The following is a 23,604-nucleotide window of genomic DNA, read 5'->3' as shown; positions in this document are numbered from 1 at the left end:
GCGTAGTAGAGCCCACTCAACCACTGCGTCTTGCTCGACAATCCAAAAACAATTGTGAGGCTAGGACTTTTGTCCCAGCCTCATTTCTTTTTCTTAAAATATCGTTTGCTTTCCTTTATAACAATAGGCGATAAGGCTAACAAGGCGATGAGATTCGGCAAGGCCATCAGTCCATTCACAATATCAGCAATGATCCAGACCAACTCTAACTGAAGAAAGCCTCCTACTCCCACCATCAGGATAAACAGAAGACGGTAATAGGGAATGAGTTTGACACCCGCCAAAAATTCGACACAGCGTTCACCATAATAAGACCAACCCAAAATGGTCGTCGTCGCAAACAAGACCAAACAAAGAGTCAGAATGATCCCACCGATGTGGCCAAAGGTCGAGATAAAGACCTGTTGGGTCAAATCACTCCCAACTTGCCCCACTGTTGTCCACTGGCCAGATACTAAAATAGCTAGACCAGTTAGGCTACAAATAATTATGGTATCGATGAAGGTCCCGGTCATGGAAATCAAACCTTGTTCCACTGGCTCTTCCGTCTTCGCTGCAGCTGCTGCAATCGGTGCCGATCCCAGTCCTGACTCATTAGAGAACACTCCACGCGCCACCCCTTTTTGAATCGCCTCTTTCACCAAGGCTCCAGAAAAACCACCTATAGCCGCAGTTCCTGTAAAAGCACCTTGGAAAACTTGAGATAGAACGGTCGGCACTTGGTCCATATTCAAGACAATAATATAAACTGTCGCGAAGATATAGGCTGCAGCCATAAAAGGAACCACCTTTTCGGAAACCTTGGAAATCCAATGAATTCCCCCAAATATGACAGCCGAAACGATTCCTGCAATGACCAGACTAGCGACTTGAGGGGAAAGTTGAAAACTAGTCTTCAAAGCGCCCGTAATGGCATTCACCTGGGTCATGGTTCCAATCCCAAAGAGAGCCACCAAGACACCTGCCAGGGCAAAGAAGATGGCAAGGGGACGCCATTTTTCACCCATCCCATGGAGAATATAGTACATGGGCCCTCCTGAAATATGACCATTGTCATCCTTGGTTCGGTAGCGAATGGCCAACAAACCTTCTGCATACTTGGTCGCCATCCCAAAGAAGGCTGCCATCCACATCCAAAAGAGGGCACCTGGACCTCCTGTCTGAATAGCTGTCGCTACTCCGACAATATTTCCTGTCCCAACTGTTGCTGCCAAGGCTGTTGCCAAGGCTCCGAAGCTAGAGATATCCCCTTCTCCTTGATCTTCTGTAAAAATGAGCCGAAAAGCTTGGGGTAAACGAAAAACTTGCAACAAGCCCAAGCGGAAGCTCAGATAAATCCCAGTCCCCACCAAGAGGATCAAAAGGGGAGCTCCCCAGACCACATTATCTACTTGTTTAAAAAACGCCAACCAATTTGTCATCCTTATCTATTTCTCCTTTTATTATTTGTCTAGCTTTAGAAAGGGATAGCCATCCACTTCCTCCACATCATCTATCCAATCATCCAAGGAGAAAAAGAAAGAGCACATGTCAAAACATGTACTCTGGTGCTCCAAATAAAAACCAAAAAGGCTTCTATCTTTTGCTCTGTCCTTTTACCTGAGAGTTTGAGTAGAATGCTCTACCTTGCCCCTTCGGTGCCTTTACGGTCTCTCCAGAGTTCCGTCCATTTCACAGTCATAGGAAGGCCCTACTTCTGAAAAACTTCATCCGGTATGATGTTCAATTTGTTCTATTTTAGCATAATTTGAAAAACAGGTCAATATTTTCAGAAACCATCATGAAATAGCACAACTTAGCCCAACTAATCACTCAAAGAAAAATGGTTGGTCATCAGGTTGCTAGCATCCAACAAGACCTTATCCAATAAGCGATCCGTCGCTTCTTGAATCTGATCACTCATTTCCTGATTTTCTCTTTCAAAATCAACGGTTTGTCCTGCTGCCAAGGCTTGATCCACTCGTCCAATCCGGGCATGGCCAAGGGCCATAGTGCTTTCTTGGTAATCTTCTAAATCTCCAACATGATGACTATAGTGGGCATCTGCCAGACCAGCAATAATCCGATTGGTCCAATAGAAGGAATCTGTCGTCACTTTTTCTGTCGTGTTGGCAAAATAATCCGGTGTTGTATCTACCTGGGTAAAGAAAGGAACAGCTGTATTGAAGGGCATAGACCCGTAGCAAAGCCATTGAATCCCGGTTGTTTCTTGAGGACGATTTGGCCGCAATTGGAGAATGGCTGTCTGGCTGGTCCGGTTAATGCCAATGGTACGGAAGGTCCGACGACTATGACTATCCCCTTCTAAACCGTAAGGATCATAGGCTGAATCCTGGTAGTGACTGCTGAGGACATATTTGACATCTTCAATCGTAATCTTGCGATAAGGTTTTTGACACCAAGGAAGAAAGAAGGAACGAGGATCTTGCTCCACTTCTGGGGTGAGGAATCGTTGAATATCCCAAGCACGTGGTGTATTGTAATGACGATCCTTGTCTCGTTGGCTCCCAAAAGCATAACGAGGGTTAAAGGACGAACCGTCAAAATCCAAGGCCAGGTGATGGCGTTCCACAAAATCTTTCAAGTCTGGGTCACACAAGAATTCTTCTGGGCGATCAAACTCAAAGCGATCACTTCCCAATTGATTGGGATTGGTCACATAGGCATCGTCTGGCACACGGCGGGCCATCCAGTGATGACCTCCGATGGTTTCCAACCACCAGATCTCATTGACATCGCTGATAGCCACTCCATTAGACTCATAGGTTCCGTATTCTTCTAGGAGTTTCCCCAAGCGAAGCACTCCTTCTCGGGCAGTCTGGACATAAGGAAGAACCAAGGTCAGCATGTCTTCCTCCCCAATGCCACTTTCCACCAGAGGATCCGCACCCAAGACCCGGCTATTGGTCGTAATGGTTTCTGTTTCACTCATAGCCACATTATAGTGATTGATACCCGCTTCTCCCCAGATACCATCCTTAGGAATAGCATCTGGAACAGCTGTGTAACGAACAGGGTTATCAGGCAGATCTATCTCAAAAGGAGATAGGACTGAACGATAATGACGGGGTTGATCCTCTGGCTGAACAACGATAAATTTCTTAGGGGTAAACACTCCGTTTTGAGAGTCTTCCGTGCGAGCTACAATGGTTGAACCATCATAGCTAGCACCTTTTCCGACGAGTATGGTAGTGCAAGAATCGGACGAACGATTAGGGGTCATAAACTTTCCTTCTTTCCGTTTAAACTGACTGTATTATAGCAAAAAGCGTGCCTGATTAAAAGGCACGACTGACTCTTTGCTTATTTAAAGGTAACAATTGTCGCTCCGCTTCCTCCTGCATTTTGAGGAGCGTATTCAAAGCTTTTGACATGCTTATTGCGACGAAGGTACTTGGTGACCCCTTCCCGGATGACCCCTGTTCCAATGCCGTGGATGATATCGACTTGGGCCATATTGTTGAGAAGAGCTTGGTCGATAAAGCTGTCTAATTCTTCCATGGCTTCCTCATACCGTTTACCACGAAGGTCCAAGCGAGCCCGAGGCCCGTTGACGTTGGAGCGTTTGACCACGTGAACCTGGCGCTTTTTCGGTTGGGAAGCATCTTTTTCAGCTTTTAGAAGATTAAATTCTTTTTCTTCCAAGGTCATCTTGATTAGTCCCACTTGGGCTTCCCAACGACCATCCTTGAGCTGCTTAGTAAGACTTCCTCTTTGCCCATAGCTGATGACCAAGATCTCGTCTCCTACTTTTGGAGCTCGGGCTTTTTTGGCCTGTTTCAAGACCTTGTTTTTTGATAGGTCGACCGTTTCTGGAGCTAATTTCTTCAACTGAGACTTAGCCTCAATAATTTCATGGGGCTTGAGTTGTGATTTGGCATGGAGACCTTGTAAGATCTGGTCGCTTTCTGCTAGAGCCAGATCTACAATTTCTTGCGCTTCTTTACGCGCCTTGTTAAGCTCTGTCTCCCGCTCCCTGGTCAACTCATTATACAATTTCTTGAGGACACGGTTGAATTTTAGATTTTCCTGTTCGACATCTCGGATGGAGTCGAGGCGTTTACGACTTTCTAGGGTCTGAGCTTCCAACTTTTCAATGATGCGGTTGACATCCCGATCCTGATTGGTCAACCCCTGCGCTTGACGAACAATCACTTCTGACAAGCCTAGACGACGCGCGATTTCAAAGGCATTAGAACGTCCTGGTACCCCCTGCATAAACCGATAGGTCGGACGCAGGCTGTCCGTATCAAATTCCATGCTGGCATTTTGAACACCCAGGGTCTCAATCCCATAGGCCTTAAGTTCTGGATAGTGGGTGGTTGCCATGGTCTTGATCCCTCGTAAGCGGAGATCTTCTAGGATGGCGATCGCCAGTGAAGCCCCTTCCTGAGGATCCGTTCCAGCTCCCAACTCATCCAGCAAGACCAAGGATTCCTCATCGACCTGCTCCAAAATAGAGACAATATTGGTCATGTGACTAGAGAAGGTAGACAGGCTCTGCTCGATCGACTGCTCATCCCCGATATCAGAGAAGATTTGCGTGAAGACAGCCACCTTACTCCCAGCATCTGCTAGGACTGGCAAGCCCGACTGGGCCATTAATTGGGCTAGTCCCAGGGTCTTGAGCATGATGGTCTTCCCACCCGTATTCGGTCCGGTAATCACAATCTCTGTGAGGTCTTTGCCAAAGTGGATATCATTGGGAACAGCCTTCTCAATCAAGGGATGGCGCACCTGCAAGAGCTGAATCTCCCCTTGATCTGACAAGGTTGGAATAGTCCCTTTTCGGTCCTGTAAAAAGCGATGTTTGGCCCGAACGAGGTCAATATGACCGATCAGCCAAGCATTGTTTCGGATTTCCCCCGCATGAGGACGAAGGAGGTTTGAAATTTCTTCCAAGATCCGGAGCATCTCGAAGCGTTCATCTGCACGATGGTTCGCAATTTCTTCATTAAGATTGACGACCGCCCGAGGTTCGATATAGACGGTATTTCCACTAGCTGAAATATCGTGCACCACACCGGCAATCCGATTGCGGTAGGTGTTTTTGACTGGCAAGACATTTCGTCCATTCCGACTCGCTACGACCTGATCAGCCAGCATTTCGGACTTGGTCTTCAACAATTCTTGTAGAATGTCTCGCACTTGGTGTTCATTCTCTTGAATCCGTCGACGGATTTTAGCCAAGGTTTCACTGGCAAAGTTTTCAATAAATCCTGCCTCATTAATGGCATGGAGACTTCCCTGCAACTGTGGAAGGTCGACTAGATTTTCAAATATCCGATCCAGTTTTTCTAAGCGGACATTTTCTAATTCATCATAAAAATTTCGCAATTCATGGGTCACGCGCAGGACTTTCTTCACCGCTAACAATTCATCGATATTGAGCGATGTTTCTAGTTCTAAACGCTTGGTCACTGGACGAATTTCTTGGATGGTGGGCACGCTAAAGTGCGGATGCTCCACAAAGATCTGAGCCATATCTGCCATTTCAAGAAAGGCGGTTTCAATTGCTTCTTTTTTTGCAAGTGGAGATAATTCCTGCAACTCCACTTCACCCTGCTCCGTTTGCAAATAAGGCTCTACTAAGTTTTTAACTTTTTGAAACTCTAAGGTTTCGAGAATTTTTTGATTCATGTTTCTCCACAACAGAAAAGGAGGCTGATTTTGGTCTGAGCCTCCCCTTCCTTTCTATAATATCTCTCATGAACTGTTAGACATGATGAGAAGTGATTACGCACCTAAGATTTTTACAACCCAAAGTTGTTTCAAGAGGCCTGCTGTAAGGGGGCTATACTGCACCATAAATCGAATGAGGAAACTTCCATGGAGTCGATCTTGAATTGCCGCCATGGGGATGGTTGACAAAATCGTGAATCCCATTTGCAGAACAAAGTAGGTCACAAGTACAGCTAACACACCACTGGCAATCTGAAACGGATACTCCTCCCACTTTTCAGGCGTTGGAATTAAGGGAATAAAAAGTCCAATCACTCGACCCATCGCATAGACTAAAACAAACAATATGAAATAAGCCAAACCAGCGTAAAAAACTTTGTCTAAGTGAAAGAGTTGATCTGCACCATAAAAATAGGTTTTTGAAGCTTGTGTTGCACTCGAAAATGGGATCCATAGACTAATGGTTTTTGCCAAGGACTGATAGCCTGATCCTGCGACCAACATGGCAACAATCATGGTTAAAAAATAATATCCTTGAAGCAAAATCCCTCTTGAATACCCAATATAAAAACTCCAAGCTAGGATGAATAAAATCAGGATTGAAAACATGCAACTCCCCTTAATTAGATGATCTACCGACCAGGCCATCTAGGGCCTTGCGACGAAAATCTTCCAATTCTTTTTCCTTATCGTCAAACTCAATCTCACGACTCAATTGTGTTGATAAACTATTGATTGCTAGTAAAATGGCCAGGGTCTCATCATCAGCAGCTGGCATTTGTTCTTTAATCGCTTCATATTTTTCCTTCGCGACCCGTTCAACCTCTTCCATAAAGAGATTATCATGATTGGTTGTAAGAGTCAGCGATTTATTACCGAAAGTAAATTTGTATCTATTTAAGCTGGACATAAAAATCACCTCACGATATTATATCAAAATCTAGCCCGCTTGTCAGTAGGAAAATCCCCTTCCCATAGGAAATACCAAAGCACTAGGGCCACGGTTTAACTTTTTTCGACTCAAGCATGATACAATAGAGAAAGTAGGAAAGGACGTGTAAAATGACTATCTATGATTTCACCGTAATGGCCCAAGATGGGAGCCCCTTCTCCCTCGAAGCATATCGAGGCCAAGTACTCCTCATCGTCAATACAGCAACTGGTTGCGGTCTGACGCCTCAATACCAAGGATTGCAAGAGCTCTATGAGCGCTACCATGACCAAGGATTTGAAATCCTTGACTTTCCATGCAATCAATTTATGGGCCAAACACCGGGAAGTGCGGAGGAGATTAATCAATTTTGTAGCCTCCATTACCAAACCAGCTTCCCACGTTTCGCAAAAATAAAAGTCAATGGGAAAGAAGCCAGCCCCCTCTACCAATGGTTAAAAGAACAAGCTAGTGGTCCCTTGGGCTCCCGCATTGAATGGAATTTCGCCAAATTCTTGATCAATCGCCAAGGCCAAGTCATCCACCGCTTCTCTTCAAAAACTGATCCTCAAGCAATTGAAGCTAGCCTAAAAGAAGTTCTTTCAGACTAAATTTGGCTGGTCTTTTTCTGGCCTTTCATCTAGCTTTTATGATACAATAAGGGCTATGGAAACAATTACATTGTCCCCTCAAAACGAGGACATCCAAGCATTTGTTCGTCAGCACCAAGACCACCTGCTACCTTCAAAAAATCCTTATATCCGTTATTTTTTTAAGGCTCCTGGTGCAACCATTTCGATTTACACATCAGGAAAAGTTGTCCTACAAGGTAGTCAGGCAACGCGCTATGCTGCCTTCTTCGGTTACCAACAAGATCCGATAGACCAAGCACTTGCCAGACAAGACTTCCCCTTAATCGGAACGGATGAAGTTGGGAACGGTTCTTACTTTGGAGGGCTTGCCGTCGTGGCTTCACTAGTCAGCCCGGAGCAACATGCCCGCTTAAAAAGTCTAGGAGTTGGGGATTCTAAAACCTTAGATGATCGAAAAATTCGAGCTCTCGCACCAATCCTCAAACAAGAAATCCCGCATCAGGCCTTACTGCTGACACCTAAAAAATACAATCAGGTCATCGCCTCTGGCTACAATGCGGTATCTGTCAAGGTTGCTCTTCACAATCAAGCCATTTTTTTACTCTTGCAACAAGGGGCAAAAGCTCAAAAGATTGTAGTCGATGCCTTTACGACCAAGAAAAACTATGATCGCTATGTTCAAGCAGAAGCGAATCAGGTCCCACAAGTCGTCACCCTAGAAGAGAAGGCCGAAGGAAAATACTTGGCAGTAGCTGTGAGTTCCATTATTGCCCGTGACCTCTTCCTCCAAAATCTGGAAGATTTGAGTCAAGAACTCGGCTACACCCTTCCTAGTGGGGCTGGTGCGCCCTCAGACAAGGTAGCTGCTCAACTATTAAAGGCCTATGGCATTCAAGCCCTTGACTACAGTGCCAAACTTCATTTTAAAAATACAGAAAAAGCAAAAAAATTGATAGAAAGATAAAGCATGAAACGTTCAAAAAAATCAACTAATCCAGTCCGTTCTTTCCTGAAAGAATGGGCGCTCTTCGGCCTCATTATTGGAGGCATTATTCTCTCTCGTATTTATCTGTGGACGCCTGTCCGTGTCGATGGCCATTCTATGGATCCGACCTTGGCAGATAGTGAATACCTTCTCGTTATCAATAAACTGCCTATCGACCGTTTTGATATCGTGGTCGCTAGTGAAACAGAAAATGGAAAAACCAAAGAAATCGTTAAACGGGTCATTGGACTCCCTGGTGAAACCATCGAGTACAAAAACGATGTCCTCTATATCAACGGCAAAGAAACTGACGAGCCTTACTTGAAAGACTACATTCAAAAATTTAAAGAAGATAAATTGCAATCAACCTATTCTGGAAAAGGGTTCGAAGAAAATGGAGAGCTCTTCCGCCAAATGGCACAGATTGCCGAAGCTTTCACCGTTGATAAAGATGGAAGTGCGACCTTCACGAAAAAGCTCTTGGATGATGAGTATCTACTCCTTGGTGATGATCGAATCGTTTCAAAAGATAGCCGCCAGGTGGGGGCTTTCAAGAAGGAACAAATCAAAGGGGAAGCCGTCCTTCGCCTCTGGCCACTCCTTCCATTCCAGACTTATTAACCCATGATGAGAGTGGGACAGAAATCGGTCATTCGTTAGAATTCGATTTCGTCGTCCCACCTCCGCACAGTTGAGTAGGGCTGTAAAAGCTGATGAAATCAGCGTAGTAGAGCCCAATCAACCACTGCGTCTTGCTCGACAATCCAAAGACAATTGAGAGGCTAGGATTTTGTCCCAGCCTCTTTCAATATCTTCATGAGAGATAAGCTCTCTCAGACCATTACTTAAAAGGAAACTCTGCATGGAATACTATTTCTCAGGAACCATTGAGCGGGTCATTTTTGAAAATCAAAGTAGTTTTTTCCGTATCTTATTGTTGGATATCAATGATACAGATGCAGAGGACTATGATAACTTTGAAATTATCGTCACTGGAACGATGGCAGATATCGTCGAAGGAGAAGATTATACCTTCTGGGGAGAACTGGTCCATCATCCGAAATATGGCCAACAGTTGCAAATGAATCGCTATGAACGAGCCAAACCCACTAGCAAAGGCTTGGTGAAATACTTTTCTAGCGACCATTTTAAAGGGATCGGACTCAAAACGGCCAAAAAAATCGTGGATCTCTATGGTGAGGATACCATTGATAAAATCCTTCAAGCACCTGAAAAGCTGGCCTCTATCTCCGGACTTTCTAAAAAGAATCGCGAGGCCTTTGTCGAAAAACTACAGCTCAACTATGGTACAGAACGGGTCCTCGCCCAACTTGCCAACTATGGCATCCCTAATAAGCTAGCCTTCCAAATCCAGGATTTCTACAAGGAAGAAACCTTGCAAATCGTCGAATCAGCTCCTTATCAACTGGTCGAAGATATTCAAGGAATGGGCTTTAAAATTGCCGACCAATTAGCAGAAGAATTAGGGATTGCCAGTGATGCACCTGAACGCTTCCGAGCAGGACTGGTTCATAGTCTTTTAACCCTCTCCTTAGAAACAGGGGACACCTACGTTGAAGCCAAAGAATTGCTCCAAGCCACCATCCAACTCTTAGAAGCATCTCGTCCAGTCGAGCTCGATCCAGCCAGCGTCGCCCAAGAATTGGCCAGTCTCATCGAAGAAGACAAGGTGCAAAACATTGACACTAAGATTTTCAACAACAGCCTCTTCTTTGCAGAAGAAGGGATCCGCAGCCATATCGGTCGCCTGTTAGAAAAAGGAAAGCAAGAATCTTTCGAAGCAGAAAAAATCGAACAAACGATCGATGACATTGAAGAAGATCTCCATATCCACTACGATCCCATCCAACGGAAGGCTATCCGGGAAGCCATCCAGCAAAAGGTCTTCGTGCTAACAGGTGGACCAGGAACAGGGAAAACAACCGTTATCAATGGAATTATCGGAACCTATGCCCGCCTGCACCAATTGGATCTTCGGAAAAAATCTCAATTACCAATCCTCTTAGCTGCTCCAACCGGTCGAGCAGCCCGTCGAATGAGTGAACTGACAGGTCTTCCGAGCGCCACCATTCATCGTCACTTAGGAATGACGGGAGACGACGACACGAGCCACTTGGATGATTATCTCGATGCGGATTTTGTCATTGTCGATGAATTCTCTATGGTGGATACTTGGCTGGCCAATCAGCTTCTCAGCAATATCTCCTCCAATACCAAACTCTTAATCGTTGGAGATGCCGATCAGCTTCCTTCTGTGAGTCCTGGGCAAGTCTTGTCCGATCTCCTACAGATCCCCAGCATCCCTCAAGTCAAACTGGAACACATCTTCCGTCAAAGTGAAGATTCGACTATCGTCACTTTGGCCAGTCAGATTCGCAAAGGCCAACTGCCTCCTGATTTCACAGAGAAAAAACCTGATCGTTCCTACTTTGAAGCACCGAGTGAGCTCATCGCTCCCATGATTGAAAAAATTACCAGCGCTGCTCTTCGCAACGGCATTCCGGCTCGAGACATCCAGGTCCTCGCTCCGATGTATCGAGGTTCTGCAGGCATTGACCAGATTAACAGTCTCATGCAAGAGCTCCTCAATCCATTAGAAACGGGTGCTCTATTCTTTCAAACACTGGATTGCCAGTATCGAAATGGTGACAAGGTCATCCACCTGGTCAATGATGCCGAAAGCAATGTCTTTAACGGTGATATTGGCTACATCACCGACCTCTTGCCAGCTAAGTATACCGAATCCAAGCAAGATGAACTCACCATCCAATTTGATGGCAATGAATTGGTCTACCCCCGAAATGAATGGTACAAGATTCGCCTGGCTTATGCCATGAGCATCCACAAGTCACAGGGAAGCGAATTTCCTGTGGTCATCCTTCCTCTGACCAATCAGAGCCACCGCATGCTCCAACGCAATCTGATCTACACAGCCATTACCCGTTCGAAAAGCAAACTCATCCTCCTGGGAGAATACACTGCATTTGACTTTGCGACAAAGAATACCGGAACCGCTCGCAAAACCTATCTGATTGAGCGTTTTTCTGATGTACTTCCTCAAGGTAGAGAGTCTTCCTCAGCCAGCACCACTCATCTGAAAAATACTTCTCAAACAACAGAGCCCCAAAAGGAGCTCGTCTCTGTTGAAAACCACTCTGACTCATCTGCTTCCCAAGTTTCTCAACAAGGCTATCGATTAACAGAGGACAATTACTTAAGCATTGATCCCATGATTGGCCTCACAGAGGAAGAAATTCAACAGTTCTTCAAAAACTAGCTAAAAATTCCCCGTAGGTCAAGTATACCTACGGGGTTTCTTCTATTAGAGATCCTTCATGGGTTTCCCGAGACTCGGAAGAAAAATTAGTGAGGGTCACCCCTAAAAGGCGAATACCTGAGGAGTTACTTTCTAGGCTCTGGTAGAGCTCCTGGGCCAGTCTCTGAATGGCTTCAGGGTCTCTAGTTGCTTCCTCTAAACTTCGTCTCTTGGTCAAGGTCGTAAAATCGGCATAACGAATCTTGAGCACCAAGGTCTTACCAATTTTCTGATGCTTGGCCAAACTGTTCGCTACCTTTTCAGATAGGTTGGCTAATTCTTTTAGCACATCATCCTCGGCCACCAGCAATTTTCGGTAGGTGCGTTCCTTCCCAATGGACTTACGAATGCGATTGCTCTTGACCGGACTGTTATGAATCCCCCTAGCCTTTCGATAAAGATCAAAACCAAAGCGACCGAAGTGATCGATGAGAGTCATTTCCGGCACTTCTAAGAGATCTGCACCAGTATAAATTCCTAAATCATGAAGCCGCTCCACTGTCCGTTTTCCCACACCATGAAACTTAGCTACATCCAGCTGACTTAAAAAGTCTTGAGCTTGCTCGGGTAAAATGACGGTCAGTCCCCGAGGTTTCTGGTAATCACTGGCAATTTTTGCTAGAAATTTATTGTAGGAAACTCCGGCAGAAGCAGTTAGGTGCAATTCATTCCAAATATCATGCTGAATCAAGTAGGCTACCTTGACAGCAGACTGAAGACCAAGCTTATTGTTGGTCACATCCAGATAGGCTTCATCAATGCTCATGGGCTCAATCAAATCGGTATAGCGTTTAAATATTTCTCTGACTTGGAGACCGACAGCCTGGTACTTCTCGTAGTTGCCAGGGATGAAAACTGCCTGAGGACACCGTTCATAGGCCTCTTTGGAACTCATAGCCGAATGGACCCCATATTTTCTGGCTTCGTAATTGCAAGTCGATACCACTCCTCTTCCACCAGACAAACGGGGATCATGACCAATGATGACAGGCTTTCCCTTCAATTCAGGATGGTCTCGCTCTTCAACGGACGCAAAAAAGGCATCCATATCAATATGAATGATCTTACGGCTCGTATCATTTACTAAAGGAAATATGAGCATGGGTAACCTCCTCTTTCATTATATCCCTATCACCGATTTTTTCCCACTAATTTCCACCACTCCAAAGGCAAAGATATAATACAGTTTATTAACATATGCCCTTCTGTATTATAAAAGAATCCAAAATCTTTTTGCTATTCCCTTTGTGAAACCGATTTCCATATGGTATACTACTATTGTAAGTGCAACAGATTTGTTGCTAGAAAGACAAAAGAGGATTTAAACATGGTTGTTAAAACAGTTGTTGAAGCACAAGACATTTTTGACAAAGCCTGGGAAGGCTTCCAAGGTGAAGACTGGAAAGAAAGAGCCAGTGTCTCACGCTTTGTACAAGCTAACTACACTCCATATGATGGAGACGAAAGCTTCCTAGCTGGCCCAACAGAACGTTCACTTCACATCAAGAAGATTGTTGAAGAAACAAAAGCACACTACGAAGAAACTCGTTTCCCATACGATACTCGTCCAACTTCTATCGCTGATATCGCAGCTGGATACATCGACAAAGAAAACGAAGTGATCTTCGGTATCCAAAACGATGAGTTGTTCAAATTGAACTTCATGCCTCGTGGTGGTATCCGTATGGCGGAAACTACTTTGAAAGAAAATGGATTTGAGCCAGATCCAGCTGTGCATGAAATCTTCACTAAATATGTAACAACAGTTAACGACGGTATCTTCCGTGCTTATACTACAAACATCCGTCGTGCACGTCACGCTCACACAGTAACTGGTCTTCCAGATGCTTACTCACGTGGACGTATCATCGGGGTTTATGCTCGTTTGGCCCTTTACGGAGCTGACTACTTGATGGCTGAAAAAGCAAACGACTGGAATGCAATCACTGAAATCGATGAAGAATCAATCCGTCTTCGTGAAGAAGTAAACCTTCAATACCAAGCACTTCAAGAAGTTGTTAAATTGGGTGACCTTTATGGTGTAGACGTACGTCGTCCTGCCTTCGATACAAAAGAAGCAATCCAATGGACAAACATCGCCTTCATGGCTGTCTGCCGTGTGATCAACGGTGCTGCTACTTCTCTTGGACGTGTGCCAATCGTTTTGGATATCTACGCTGAACGTGACTTGGCTCGTGGCACTTACACTGAGTCTGAACTTCAAGAATTCGTTGACGATTTCGTTATGAAATTGCGTACTGTTAAATTTGCTCGTACAAAAGCTTACGACCAATTGTACTCAGGTGACCCGACCTTCATCACAACTTCTATGGCTGGTATGGGTAACGACGGACGTCACCGTGTTACTAAGATGGACTACCGTTTCTTGAACACTTTGGACAACATCGGTAACTCTCCAGAACCAAACTTGACAGTTCTTTGGACTGACAAATTGCCATACAGCTTCCGTCGCTACTGTATGCACATGAGCCATAAACACTCTTCTATCCAATACGAAGGTGTTACAACAATGGCTAAAGACGGATACGGTGAAATGAGCTGTATCTCATGTTGTGTATCTCCACTTGACCCAGAAAACGAAGAACAACGCCACAACATCCAGTACTTCGGTGCTCGTGTAAACGTGCTTAAAGCTCTTCTTACTGGTTTGAACGGTGGTTACGACGACGTTCATAAAGACTACAAAGTATTTGACATCGATCCTATCCGTGACGAAGTTCTTGAATTCGAATCTGTTAAAGCAAACTTCGAAAAATCACTTGACTGGTTGACTGACACTTACGTAGATGCTTTGAACATCATCCACTACATGACTGATAAGTACAACTACGAAGCAGTTCAAATGGCCTTCTTGCCAACTCACCAACGCGCAAACATGGGATTCGGTATCTGTGGTTTCGCTAACACTGTTGATACCTTATCAGCAATCAAATACGCTACTGTTAAACCACTCCGTGACGAAGATGGCTACATCTACGATTACGAAACAATCGGTGAATACCCACGTTGGGGTGAAGATGACCCACGTTCTAACGAATTGGCAGAATGGTTGATCGAAGCTTACACTACTCGTCTTCGCAGCCACAAACTTTACAAGAACGCTGAAGCAACTGTGTCACTTCTTACCATCACTTCTAACGTTGCTTACTCTAAACAAACTGGTAACTCACCAGTCCACAAAGGGGTATACCTCAACGAAGATGGTTCTGTAAACACAAGCAAATTGGAATTCTTCTCACCAGGTGCTAACCCATCTAACAAAGCGAAAGGTGGATGGTTGCAAAACTTGAACTCACTTGCTAGCCTTGACTTTGGTTACGCAGCTGACGGTATCTCACTCACTACTCAAGTTTCTCCTCGTGCTCTTGGTAAAACTCGTGATGAACAAGTAGATAACTTGGTAACTATCCTTGATGGATACTTCGAAAACGGTGGACAACACGTTAACTTGAACGTTATGGACTTGTCAGACGTTTACGAAAAGATCATGAGCGGTGAAGATGTTATCGTACGTATCTCTGGATACTGTGTAAACACCAAATACCTCACTCCAGAACAAAAAACTGAATTGACACAACGTGTCTTCCACGAAGTTCTTTCTATGGATGATGCATTGAGCTAAGATTCAAATAGATTTTTCAAACCAGTCGGAAACGGCTGGTTTTTTCTTGTCCTGTCTTGACTAAATCCGTGGTAACACTAGTACAAATCAGTGAAATTTTGATATAATGGAGACAATCTATTAACAGAACAGGAAGAACAATGGAAGCGTCTAAAGATATGGACCGCGTGATTGACGTCCTCATGTTGGCAGGAACCCTCCTTTTAGAGAGCGGTTCTGAAATCCATCGGGTGGAGGATACCATGATCCGGATTGCTCATTCTCAAGGAATCGATGATTGCAATGCCTTAGCGATGCCAGTCGCTATTTTCTTTTCAATCGAAAATGCCAATATCACGCGGATGAAACGGATCCTGCGAACCAATTACAATATCGAGAAGGTCTGTGATGTCAACCAGATTTCTCGCCAATTAGTCTCTGGGTACATCAATCTCGAAGAAGCCTATCAAGCTTTGATCCAATTAAAACAAAAGGCAGTCCCTTATACCAATCTGCAGTTAACCATCGCGGCAACTCTTAGTGCCCCTTTTTTCTCCATCATGTTTGGCGGGAACTTTTATGATGCGATTGGAGCAGGTATTGCGACCGTCTTTGCCTTTGCTTTCTCTCTCGTAGTTGAAAAATACGTTCGCATCCCTTTTGCTACTGCTTTTGCGGCAGCCTTTGTCTTTGGCTTTTTGGCCCATATTTGGTCTCAATATAGTGGTTTTCCTTCCAATACCGATCTTATCATTGCTGGCTGTGTTATGCCCTTTGTTCCTGGTATTGCCATGACCAATGCCGTCAGGGATCTGATGAACAACCACCTCAACTCTGGGATGAGTAAACTCTTTGAGACCCTACTCATTACCCTTGCCCTTGGTGCCGGGACGACCGTCGCTCTTGTCCTTATGAAATAGAATCATGAATCTAATCGAATTTTTAATCCAAGCGGTGGCTAGTTTGATTGCCATCATTACCTTTTTAATCGTCCTCAATGTGCAACGTTCCATGCTCATCCCTGGAGGAGTTCTAGGGATGGCTATTTGGTTGCTCTACTATATCTTGAAAGGACCTACCAATGTTATCATTGCGACTTTTATTGCAGCAATCGTTGGTTCTTGTATCAGTCAAATTTTAAGTATTATCTATAAGACGCCTGTCGTTGTCTTTATGCTAGCTATTCTCGCTCCTTTGGTTCCTGGATATATTTCCTATCGGACCACCTCCTTCTTTGTTAGTGGCCAATATCAGCAAGCCGTGACCAGTGTGACCCTAGTTGTTATTCTGGCCTTGGTTATCTCTATCGGGATGGCTAGCGGGTCTGTCGTCTTGAAACTCTACCATTCTTACCAACGCCATCAAAAAAGAAAAATGACCAATGCCAACTAGCATTGGTTTTTCAAAACTTATCTATGTAATCGCTTGCATTTTTGTTTAAAAGGAGTACAATGATAGTGAAAAAACAAATCCTTTAAAGTATGTGAGGTACTGTATGATGGTAAACAAGTATATCAAGTATCTTCCTTGGGTGATTCTAGGAGCCTTCTCCTCCTATCTATCAGCGACTTACTATGCCCGCAGTTCATTTGACTTGTTCTATCTGACTTTGATCTTTCTGATTGCGGACATCGCTATACTCGTCTTCTACGAAAAAGTTCTAAGAGACAAATGCAAAGAACTCTTCATACGGGTTATGAGTAACCCTAAGAAAGATAAGCAAGCATAAGAGTTGAAAAGGCTGGGACAAAAGTCCTAGCCTCTCAATTGTTTTTGGATTGTCGAGCAAGACGCAGTGGTTGAGTGGGCTCTACTACGCTGATTTCATCAGCTTTTACAGCCCTACTCAACTGTGCGGAGGTGGGACGACGAAATCGAATTCTAACGAATTACCGATTTCTGTCCCACTCTCTTTTGTTTTTCGTCCTCTTTTTTTCAAAAAATCCCCTTGCCCAACTCGGTCCTAAGAATGATTTCCATTCTGTTCTGGCTTTTTCAAGGGAGTTTTGCTCTCAAATATGGTAAAATAGTAACGAAATATACTAGTAGATATCAAATTAAAAGAGGTTATTTATGACAATCGGTATTGATAAGATTGGATTTGCGACCAGCCAGTATGTCTTGCGCTTAAGTGACCTAGCGGCTGCTCGAAATACTGATCCAGAAAAACTCAGTAAAGGGCTCTTATTGAAAGAACTGAGTATTGCCCCTATTACAGAGGATATCGTCACACTTGGAGCAAGTGCCAGCCATAGTATTTTAACCGAAGAAGAAAAAGAAGAAATCGATATGGTCATCCTGGCGACCGAGTCAGGAATTGACCAGAGTAAGGCTGCTGCTGTTTTCGTTCACGGTCTCCTAGGAATCCAACCCTTTGCTCGGAGCTTTGAAATGAAGGAAGCCTGCTATGCTGCAACGGCCGCTTTGGACTATGCTAAACTTCATGTTGAAAAGTTCCCACAGAGCAAGGTCTTGGTCATTGCCAGCGATATTGCAAAATATGGGATCGACACTCCTGGAGAACCGACTCAAGGAGCTGGATCTGTCGCTATGCTAGTGACGCAGAACCCACGTATCCTAGCCTTTAATGATGATAATGTAGCTCAGACCCGTGACGTCATGGATTTCTGGCGTCCTAACTACTCCAGTACACCCTTTGTCAATGGGATTTATTCGACCCAACAGTACTTGGATTGCCTGAAAACAACTTGGACAGAGTATCAAAAACGGACTGGCTTAACCTTGGATGATTTTGCGGCGGTCTGCTTCCACTTACCTTATCCCAAACTCGCCCTCAAGGGCTTAAAAAAGATTCTTGACAAGAGTCTTTCTCCTGAGAAACAAGCCCAATTGCAATACAATTTTGAACAATCCATTCTCTACAGCCAAAAGGTTGGGAATATCTATACGGGTTCTCTCTTCCTAGGTTTGCTTTCTCTCTTAGAGAATCAGCCTCAATTAGTGGCTGGCGACCGTATCGCCCTCTATGGATATGGAAGTGGCGCAGTCGCTGAGATTTTTAGTGCTCACTTGGTCAAAGGATTTGAGCAAATGCTCCATCCAAACCGTATGGCAGAATTGGATCAGCGAAAAGCTCTTACGATTGACGAATATGAGAAGATCTTCTTCGAAGAGGCACAATTAGATGCTGAAGGCAATCAAACCTTCCAAGGCTACCAAGATCAAACCTATGCCTTATCAGAAATCAACGAACACCAACGAACCTATGTAAAGGTAGAACACCATGGTTAAATTAACTGGTTTTTCAAAAGTAAGTCCAGCAGAGCGCATCGAGAAACTAGCTCAGGCCGGACTCCTTTCAGAAGAAGGTCTACAGACAGTAAGGGACAATGAAACATTGCCCCTTTCTCTTGCCAATGAAATGGTCGAAAACGTCCTTGGCACCTTGGCTTTACCCTTTGGACTAGCTCCTGGCTTCCAGGTAGATGGTCAGGAAACCCAGGTCCCAATGGTGACGGAAGAACCTTCTGTCATCGCTGCTGCTTCTTACGCTGCTGGACTAATCAAGCGCTCAGGTGGGTTTCAGACCCAGGTTCACAAGCGTCAAATGATCGGTCAAGTGGCTCTATATGAGGTTAGCCATAAAGAAGAGGCCAGTCAGGCGATTACAGAAGCTAAAGAAGAACTGCTCCAACTGGCCAATCAAGCCTATCCTTCCATCGTTAAACGGGGAGGTGGGGCACGAGATCTCTGGACAGAGGTGAAAGGTGACTTTCTCATTTGCTACCTATCTGTCGATCCAAAAGAGGCCATGGGGGCTAATATGCTCAACACCATGCTAGAAGCCCTGGTCAACCCTTTAGAAGATTTATCCGAGGGGCAGGGCTTAATGGCTATTCTGTCCAACCTAGCGACAGATGCCCTGGTCACGGCAAGCTGTCACATAGACTACCGCTTCCTCAGTTGCGATCCCAAGGAAGCGGCCGAAATCGCTCAGAAAATAGCTCTGGCCAGTCAATTGGCAGCTGTTGATCCTTATCGAGCAGCGACTCACAACAAGGGAATTTTCAATGGTATCGATGCTGTCGTCTTGGCAACTGGGAATGACTGGCGGGCGATTGAAGCAGGTGGCCATACCTATGCTAGTCGATCTGGACAAGCTCAAGGACTATCTAGTTGGATAGCTCATCCAGATCAGCAAGTCCTAGAAGGTCAGCTGACCCTTCCCATGCCTATCGCTACCAAGGGAGGCTCCATCGGACTCAATCCAAGTGTTCAAGTGGCTCATGACCTACTTGGAAATCCCGATGCCCAAACTCTTGCGCGGATTATTGTTTCCGTTGGCCTGGCTCAAAACTTTGCAGCGCTTAAGGCCTTGGTCAGCACCGGTATTCAGCATGGGCATATGAAACTCCAAGCTAAGTCACTTGCCCTACTTGCTGGCGCTAGTCCGTCAGAGGTAGCTCCGGTGGTCCAAGCCCTGCTAGAAGACAAACCCTTTAACCTGGAAAAAGCCCAAGCTATATTAGAGAACATTCGTCAAAGCAAGTAAAAAATCCTTCCGTGTACACGGAGGGATTTTTGTTAGTTTCTTCAAGTTAATCATGGATGGAGAGGATTTGTTCATATCCTTCTTTTACACGACCATAAAGAAGATAGGGAACCTTTCTCAAATCGGCAAGTGTCTGACAAGAAAGAGCACACATGATCAGGCGTAAATCCTCTTTCCAAGCATTGACTTGGGCGATGACCTCTTCAATCGGCTGTGTCTCTACCAATTCTAAAATGGTCCGAGAAAGACCGACCCCCTTGGCTCCTAGAACCAGTGCCTTGATCATATCCAAGGGATGACGAACGCCACCAGAGGCGAGAACCTCGACCTGATCCATCAGTGGTTGAGCCCCAAGCAGGGCTTGGACTGTTGTTTGTCCCCAGTCATTGAGATAGGAACGATTGCCTCCCCGACGGTTTTCGATATAGGCAAAACTGGTCCCGCCTCTACCAGAGATATCAACGGTCCTGACACCTAATTCGATGGCTCTTTGGATAGTTCCGGCATCCATACCAAAACCGACCTCTTTTAGCACCAACGGCACAGGTAGTTGCTTTGCATAGTCTGCTAAATGGTCTTGCCAGTTTCTAAAGCTTCGTTCCCCTTCGGGCATGAGAAGCTCCTGCATGAGATTGACATGGAGTTGGAGAAAGAGGGGCTGGGTCTCCTCAATCGTCTGCAAGCCCAGTTCAAGCGGTTTGTCAATCCCGATATTGGTCGCAAAGAGAAGATCCGGATAAAGGGCCTTGACTCGATAGGAGCTGTCCTGGGGATCTTTTAAAGCTGCACTATAGGAACCCGTCACAAAGAGAATGCCGCAGGCTTCTGCCACCTGGGCTAACTTCCGATTGATTTCTCCCCCCTTGGCACTACCACCTGTCATGGCATTGATATAAAAAGGGTAGTCCCAGTCACGACCCGCAAAATGGGTCTTCAAATCCACCTCATCTAAATCGATAGTTGGTAAAGAGGAATGAATCAACTCAACCTCATCAAAGCTATTGTAACCCGGAGTTTGCTCCAAGGCTAAGCGAATATGTTCATCCTTTCGGTTGGCCGTCATACTCTCCCATCCTTTCTGAATATAATAAATCAATCCCTACTTCTTGCCAGCGTCTGACGATTTCTTGGGCAGCAGCCTCCTCAAATGCGAGGGCAATCCCACAATCTCCTCCTCCAGCGCCACTGGATTTTGCAATAACCGCTAGTCCCTCTTCTGCCCTCTTTAATTGGGCCAGTTTTTTGGTATAAATCACCTCATTGAGAGATCGAAGTAAGTCACTGGTCCGACTGATAGAAGAGCAGGCTAAGTCTCGGTCTGCCTCTTGAAAGGCCACTAAGAGGTCTTGTACAGCCTGCTCCGTCCCCTCTAAGAAGACATGATCAATAGCTGAACGAACCTGGTTAATCAAGTCTATTGAAATAGCGGGTTCCTGGGTCCAGCCTACTAAAAAAGTATAGGGCAACTGAGGGGAAAGAGGCTGGATTTCATATCCCCAATCCAGGGCTAAGACCTGGTTTAAATCCTGATCTTGTAATTGCTCAGCCAGCGCCCGTCGGTCAAAAGAGCGGTAGCTGACCAAGCTTTCATAGGCAATACAAGCCAGGTCTCCCATAGAGCCATTGTCTCCACGTCGAATCAAGACCAGACAGGCTAAACGAAAGAGCAAGTCTGCTGACAGGGGAAAATCATAAAGAGCCGCCATGGCTTTAAGGGTCAACAAGACCACACTACCACTAGAGCCAATTCCGAATTTCTTATCCTCTCGCTCAAATTTCCCCCCAATACTTAAATCAAAGGGAGCAAGTGCCACTCCTTGTGACTGGAGGTAGGCGTTCATCAGATGCACGGTTTCTTGGATCAGGGCATAGTCCGCCTGCGGAGTCAAATCAACCGCAAAGGAAAACATGTCCGACTGAATCCGATAAGTAGATGCTGGTTGGATATCTGCCTGCATGTAAATGGGAATAAACTGAATAATGGCTGTTTGTCCCGGTGTTAGGATAGAATATTCCCCAGCGATATACAGCTTCCCACCTGCTTGAACTGCTTTCTTATTCTTCATGGGATAGATCCTTGGTCTTGGAAACAATGATACGATAATCTTGTTCAAAAAGTGGAACTAACTGATCCAGATCCTCTTCTAGACAGAGAACCTTCACATTCGGTCCTGCATCCATAGTGAAGTAGCACCGTTTCCCTTCGTTACGAAGAGAGCGCACGAAATCCATGGCCTCATAGCTCTTATCCGTCAAATAGGAGAAGGCTGGACTAGCAGTCTTAGTTGTAGAATGCATGAGAAGAGCATTCCGCTCGGTCAATTCTCCTACTTTTTCAAAGTCATTGTCCTTCAGGTAAACCAGCATATCTTGGTAATCCTGAGCTGACTGGCGGATCCATTCTTGGAAATTGCTAGAGGTTTCCGTGCACCGCTTCATCCCTTCCCGGCTAGAAAGAATCTTTTGTTGGTCGTTTAACACTAGCATAATCATCGCCAGCTTAAGATCCGTTTCCACCTGGTAGATCGCTCCGGTATCCTTGTCCCAAGCCGCTAAAGGGCCAAAGAAAGAACGCGAAGACGATCCGGAGGCAAACTTAGCCGCTTGAGCTTGTTCTGCTTGCGTCATCCCCAGTTGGTAATAGCGATTGCAAGCTTTTACCAAGGCAGATAGACCACTAGAACTAGAAGAAAGCCCTGCAGCTGTCGGCATGTTGTTGCTAGTATCAACCCGCACAAAGCCTGTTTCCCCTTCTGGTTTAAAGCGGTCGATGACTGCTCCGATCTTGGCCTGCTCCGCTTCATTTTGGAAGACCCCATCAATATAGAAAGCATGGGCCTTGGCCTCAGGACCCAAAGGACTGAGGCGCGTCTCCGTATACATATTTTCCAAGGTCAAGGAAATAGAACTAGTTGATGGCACCATAGCTTCACTATTTTCCTTGCCCCAATACTTAATAATGGCGATATTGGCATACGATTTTACACTTACAGGCTTTCGATCCATAACTCCTCCACTCCTTTATTTCTTAGTTCTTTTGCGATGATTTCTGCTTGTTCCTGGCCTGCAGCAAGGGCAATGATACAGCCACCAAGCCCTCCACCGCTCATTTTGGCTCCCAAGGCTCCAGTCGCTAAGGCTAGTTCCACCAATTGATCCGCTTCTGGACAACTCACTCCCACTGCCTGCAAATGATGATGGCAGTCTGTTAAGATACGTCCCAAGGTGGGAGCATCTTTTTGAGCAAGGGCTTTTTCTGCTTGCTCGGTAAGGAGCCCGATTTCATGGAAACTAGCAAGGGCCGCTGTTCCCAAGTCCTTGACTTTCTGAATGGCTTCTTTGGTATGGCCGTGGATACCTGTATCTGCAATGACCAATTTGGCACCTAAATCAACTTCTAACTCACTAAAACCGACGTTGCGAATGAATTTAATCGGCTGATCACTGAGGCAAGTCTTGGCATCCAGCCCACTTGGGTTCATATGGGCAATCATTTCTGCTCGATTAACCAAGATTTCCAAGGTTTCTTGGCTCAAATCTCGCTTGAAGTAATCAAAGACCGCTCGAATTGCCGCGATACTGACAGCAGCCGAAGATCCCATCCCCCGCTGAGCTGGAATCATGGAGTCAATCCGGCAAGCGATGGTTGCCTTCTCGATCCCCAAATACTCTAAGGAAGCGTAGACCGCCATCGATAAGCTGTCATTCTCAAAAAGGACCCACGGACGCTCCGCAGGTACAATCTGACAAGTAACCTGAATGTGAAGGAGGGGCAGGGCAATGGCTGGATAGCCATAAACAACCGCATGCTCTCCTATTAAAATAATCTTGCTATGTGCCTGGCCGACACCTATCGATTTCGTCATACGTCTCTCAGTTATCTTCATTCTTTTCTGCTATAGATTGCTAGATACAATCTTCTCTCCTTCCATTTTAATATA

The 23,604-nt window shown here is 45.3% G+C and carries 20 protein-coding genes and 1 riboswitch; of the genes, 10 read left to right on the top strand and 10 right to left on the bottom strand.

Going from position 1 to position 23,604, the window contains the following annotated elements; genetic code table 11:
• Nucleotides 1-80 precede the first annotated feature (80 nt).
• The 5 genes from L0M85_RS07100 to L0M85_RS07080 all read right to left on the bottom strand — a co-directional run bounded on the left by L0M85_RS07100 (nucleotide 81) and on the right by L0M85_RS07080 (nucleotide 6,592).
• Nucleotides 81-1,421, bottom strand: a complete 1,341-nt coding sequence (locus L0M85_RS07100; RefSeq protein WP_061564401.1) for a sodium:alanine symporter family protein — start codon at nucleotides 1,419-1,421, stop codon at nucleotides 81-83.
• A 156-nt stretch (nucleotides 1,422-1,577) separates the two neighbouring features.
• Nucleotides 1,578-1,668: riboswitch (glycine riboswitch) on the bottom strand.
• Nucleotides 1,669-1,804: 136 nt separating this feature from the next.
• The gene (locus L0M85_RS07095) at nucleotides 1,805-3,223 is read right to left on the bottom strand and encodes a C69 family dipeptidase (protein WP_129822491.1); all 1,419 of its coding nucleotides are present in this window, start codon (nucleotides 3,221-3,223) and stop codon (nucleotides 1,805-1,807) included.
• An 80-nt stretch (nucleotides 3,224-3,303) separates the two neighbouring features.
• On the bottom strand, nucleotides 3,304-5,640 hold the full coding sequence (locus L0M85_RS07090; RefSeq protein WP_129822492.1) for an endonuclease MutS2: 2,337 nt from the start codon (nucleotides 5,638-5,640) through the stop codon (nucleotides 3,304-3,306).
• 96 nt (nucleotides 5,641-5,736) lie between these two features.
• Nucleotides 5,737-6,291, bottom strand: coding sequence for a CvpA family protein (locus tag L0M85_RS07085; RefSeq protein WP_129269979.1), 555 nt, complete (start codon nucleotides 6,289-6,291; stop codon nucleotides 5,737-5,739).
• A 10-nt stretch (nucleotides 6,292-6,301) separates the two neighbouring features.
• Nucleotides 6,302-6,592, bottom strand: a complete 291-nt coding sequence (locus tag L0M85_RS07080) for a hypothetical protein (RefSeq protein WP_023024429.1) — start codon at nucleotides 6,590-6,592, stop codon at nucleotides 6,302-6,304.
• 152 nt (nucleotides 6,593-6,744) lie between these two features.
• On the opposite strand from L0M85_RS07080, the gene L0M85_RS07075 reads away from it, so the two are divergent.
• The 4 genes from L0M85_RS07075 to L0M85_RS07060 all read left to right on the top strand — a co-directional run bounded on the left by L0M85_RS07075 (nucleotide 6,745) and on the right by L0M85_RS07060 (nucleotide 11,489).
• Nucleotides 6,745-7,224, top strand: coding sequence for a glutathione peroxidase (locus L0M85_RS07075; protein ID WP_238656744.1), 480 nt, complete (start codon nucleotides 6,745-6,747; stop codon nucleotides 7,222-7,224).
• A gap of 55 nt (nucleotides 7,225-7,279) precedes the next feature.
• Entirely contained in the window at nucleotides 7,280-8,170 is an 891-nt protein-coding gene (gene rnhC / locus L0M85_RS07070) for a ribonuclease HIII (RefSeq protein ID WP_238656743.1), read from the top strand.
• A gap of 3 nt (nucleotides 8,171-8,173) precedes the next feature.
• Nucleotides 8,174-8,812: a signal peptidase I gene (lepB, locus tag L0M85_RS07065; protein WP_048715187.1), complete on the top strand. Its 639-nt coding sequence runs from the start codon at nucleotides 8,174-8,176 to the stop codon at nucleotides 8,810-8,812.
• Between the two features lie 241 nt (nucleotides 8,813-9,053).
• Nucleotides 9,054-11,489, top strand: a complete 2,436-nt coding sequence (locus L0M85_RS07060; RefSeq protein WP_238656742.1) for an ATP-dependent RecD-like DNA helicase — start codon at nucleotides 9,054-9,056, stop codon at nucleotides 11,487-11,489.
• 28 nt (nucleotides 11,490-11,517) lie between these two features.
• Here the strand turns inward: L0M85_RS07060 and dinB are convergent, their stop codons facing one another.
• Entirely contained in the window at nucleotides 11,518-12,630 is a 1,113-nt protein-coding gene (gene dinB / locus L0M85_RS07055; protein ID WP_238656741.1) for a DNA polymerase IV, read from the bottom strand.
• Between the two features lie 225 nt (nucleotides 12,631-12,855).
• Here dinB and pflB point away from each other — a divergent pair, with 225 nt between their 5' ends.
• The 6 genes from pflB to L0M85_RS07025 all read left to right on the top strand — a co-directional run bounded on the left by pflB (nucleotide 12,856) and on the right by L0M85_RS07025 (nucleotide 19,663).
• On the top strand, nucleotides 12,856-15,171 hold the full coding sequence (gene pflB, locus L0M85_RS07050) for a formate C-acetyltransferase (protein WP_233331735.1): 2,316 nt from the start codon (nucleotides 12,856-12,858) through the stop codon (nucleotides 15,169-15,171).
• A 140-nt stretch (nucleotides 15,172-15,311) separates the two neighbouring features.
• The gene (locus L0M85_RS07045; protein ID WP_126404856.1) at nucleotides 15,312-16,070 is read left to right on the top strand and encodes a threonine/serine exporter family protein; all 759 of its coding nucleotides are present in this window, start codon (nucleotides 15,312-15,314) and stop codon (nucleotides 16,068-16,070) included.
• Nucleotides 16,071-16,074: 4 nt separating this feature from the next.
• A complete protein-coding gene (locus tag L0M85_RS07040; RefSeq protein WP_238656740.1) occupies nucleotides 16,075-16,542 on the top strand; it encodes a threonine/serine exporter family protein in 468 nt (155 codons plus the stop codon).
• A 106-nt stretch (nucleotides 16,543-16,648) separates the two neighbouring features.
• Complete coding sequence (locus L0M85_RS07035) at nucleotides 16,649-16,879, top strand: hypothetical protein (RefSeq protein WP_048688394.1); 231 nt, start codon at nucleotides 16,649-16,651, stop codon at nucleotides 16,877-16,879.
• A gap of 344 nt (nucleotides 16,880-17,223) precedes the next feature.
• Nucleotides 17,224-18,402, top strand: a complete 1,179-nt coding sequence (locus tag L0M85_RS07030) for a hydroxymethylglutaryl-CoA synthase (RefSeq protein ID WP_238656739.1) — start codon at nucleotides 17,224-17,226, stop codon at nucleotides 18,400-18,402.
• The gene (locus tag L0M85_RS07025; protein WP_140814333.1) at nucleotides 18,395-19,663 is read left to right on the top strand and encodes a hydroxymethylglutaryl-CoA reductase, degradative; all 1,269 of its coding nucleotides are present in this window, start codon (nucleotides 18,395-18,397) and stop codon (nucleotides 19,661-19,663) included. The genes L0M85_RS07030 and L0M85_RS07025 overlap by 8 nt, the downstream gene beginning before the upstream one ends.
• Before the next feature lie 46 nt (nucleotides 19,664-19,709).
• On the opposite strand, the gene fni is transcribed toward L0M85_RS07025, so the two are convergent.
• The 4 genes from fni to mvk are packed head-to-tail and all read right to left on the bottom strand — an operon-like array spanning nucleotide 19,710 to nucleotide 23,529.
• On the bottom strand, nucleotides 19,710-20,726 hold the full coding sequence (gene fni, locus L0M85_RS07020; RefSeq protein ID WP_140814334.1) for a type 2 isopentenyl-diphosphate Delta-isomerase: 1,017 nt from the start codon (nucleotides 20,724-20,726) through the stop codon (nucleotides 19,710-19,712).
• Nucleotides 20,704-21,729 carry a phosphomevalonate kinase gene (locus L0M85_RS07015; RefSeq protein ID WP_238656738.1) on the bottom strand — a complete coding sequence of 342 codons (1,026 nt, stop codon included), beginning with the start codon at nucleotides 21,727-21,729 and terminating at the stop codon, nucleotides 20,704-20,706. The genes fni and L0M85_RS07015 overlap by 23 nt, the downstream gene beginning before the upstream one ends.
• The gene (mvaD, locus tag L0M85_RS07010) at nucleotides 21,719-22,669 is read right to left on the bottom strand and encodes a diphosphomevalonate decarboxylase (protein WP_238656737.1); all 951 of its coding nucleotides are present in this window, start codon (nucleotides 22,667-22,669) and stop codon (nucleotides 21,719-21,721) included. Before mvaD ends, L0M85_RS07015 begins: the two co-directional genes overlap by 11 nt.
• Nucleotides 22,651-23,529 carry a mevalonate kinase gene (gene mvk / locus L0M85_RS07005; RefSeq protein ID WP_238656736.1) on the bottom strand — a complete coding sequence of 293 codons (879 nt, stop codon included), beginning with the start codon at nucleotides 23,527-23,529 and terminating at the stop codon, nucleotides 22,651-22,653. Before mvk ends, mvaD begins: the two co-directional genes overlap by 19 nt.
• Nucleotides 23,530-23,604 lie beyond the last annotated feature (75 nt).

This window comes from Streptococcus sp. DFI.7.26 (assembly GCF_022240605.1).
In the GTDB taxonomy this organism is placed as follows: domain Bacteria; phylum Bacillota; class Bacilli; order Lactobacillales; family Streptococcaceae; genus Streptococcus; species Streptococcus xiaochunlingii.
Note: the sequence above shows the minus strand (reverse complement) of the source record. Positions and strands in the feature narration are given on the sequence as shown.